1 protein-coding gene and 2 pseudogenes are annotated in these 1,527 nt (G+C 45.8%); all 3 read left to right on the top strand.

The genetic code is table 11. From position 1 onward, the window contains the following. Positions 1-318 (top strand): annotated as a pseudogene (locus WBV75_RS11315) (hydrocarbon degradation protein); the annotation flags it as partial. Positions 319-434: 116 nt separating this feature from the next. Then, positions 435-1,070, top strand: a complete 636-nt coding sequence (locus WBV75_RS11310; protein ID WP_424120705.1) for a SanA/YdcF family protein — start codon at positions 435-437, stop codon at positions 1,068-1,070. A 36-nt stretch (positions 1,071-1,106) separates the two neighbouring features. After that, positions 1,107-1,527 (top strand): annotated as a pseudogene (locus WBV75_RS11305) (NRAMP family divalent metal transporter); the annotation flags it as partial.

Genomic DNA, 1,527 nt, shown 5'->3' with positions numbered 1-1,527 from the left:
GGTATAAACCGACTTCCTTTAAGACTGGGCTACACCTATAGCTCTAATCCCATACAGGATGAACTGGCCTTTTACAGCGTGCCCGCTACGGCAATTATTAAGAATGCCTTCCAATTTGGCCTGGGCTATGAGATCAGTGATAAGTTTGAGATCGACGGTGTGTTCCACTTTGGTTCCTCCGGTGATGCCACTTCGGGTCAGTTACTCAATCCGAGAAGTGTACCGGACTTTCCACCTTATGGTGCCATCCCCGGGAGTGAAGTCTCCTACGACATGAATACCTTTATGTTTATGTTTGGCGCACAATACAGTTGGTAAGACCCCTTAGTCTGAAGGCTTTATTTTCAAAGACCCCGCCACCCGCGGGGTCTTTTTTGTGACCTCTGGTATTTTGCCCGGAATATGTACCTTTAGTTGCTACCTAAACCCTGTAGATGAGAACAAAAATCCGGAAAAGAATAGTTGCGCTGCTTATCCTTCCCGTGCTTATTTTTACCGGCTGTTATTTCATCATAGAATTTTCCTCTGCCGACCGTATTTACAGGGATATCGATACCATTCCATACAATAAAGTCGGACTTATTTTGGGAACGGCACGCCATCAGGTTGGAGGGGGTGTGAACCCCTATTACCAGTACCGCATCGAGGCTGCCCTGAATCTCTTTAAGAAAGGGAAGATTTCCTATATCCTGGTAAGCGGGGATAACGGCAGTATTTATTATAACGAGCCCAATACCATAAAAAAGGACCTTATGGCCGGCGGTATTCCGGAGGGGCGCATTTTTCTGGATTACGCGGGGTTCAGGACCCTGGATTCCATGATCCGGGCTAACATCGTTTTTGGCCTGGATTCAGTAACGGTGATTTCCCAGGAATTTCACAATGAGCGCGCGATTTTTATCGCTTCAAAAAAAAATCTGTACGCCATAGGTTTCAGCGCAAAAGATATCGACGGATCCCCGGGGATGAAAGTGCACCTCAGGGAATATTTTGCACGGGTTAAAGTATTCCTGGATTTGATTTTCAACACCGAACCCAAATACTATGGAAATCGCATTGAAATCGAATGATACAAAAGGGCAACGAATCGCATAGACCGATCAGGTATGGAAAAGTTTAAATCCCTTATCAGGAATCTCGGACCGGGCCTGCTTTTTGCGAGCATGGCCATTGGCACCTCGCATCTGGTACTTTCCACGAAGGCCGGAGCTACTTATGGCTGGCTGATGATCTTTCCGATACTCCTCGCAAATTTGTTAAAATATCCCTTTTTCGAATATGGTATCCGCTATACTAACGTAACGGGAAGAAGCCTTATAGAAGGGTATTCCCGAAGGGGTAAGGGCTATATGTGGGTTTATGCTGTAATTACGCTTTTTACCACCTTTACGATTTTGGCCGCCCTTTATGTGGTAACTGCGGGATTGCTCGCCAATTTATTTAAGATCACCTCCTTATCGGTAAGTGGTATTGCCCTCGGCCTTTTTCTCTTTATTTCGGGTGTTCTGATCGTAGGGCGTTATAAGC

This window comes from Robiginitalea sp., assembly GCF_049588695.1.
Classification (GTDB): Bacteria; Bacteroidota; Bacteroidia; order Flavobacteriales; family Flavobacteriaceae; genus Robiginitalea.
This window is presented reverse-complemented; position numbering and strand designations above follow the sequence as displayed.

Bases quoted from the DNA above. Each gene is read 5' to 3' on its own strand.
- WBV75_RS11310 (WP_424120705.1), top strand. From the start codon at position 435: ATGAGAACAAAAATCCGGAAAAGAATAGTTGCGCTGCTTATCCTTCCC.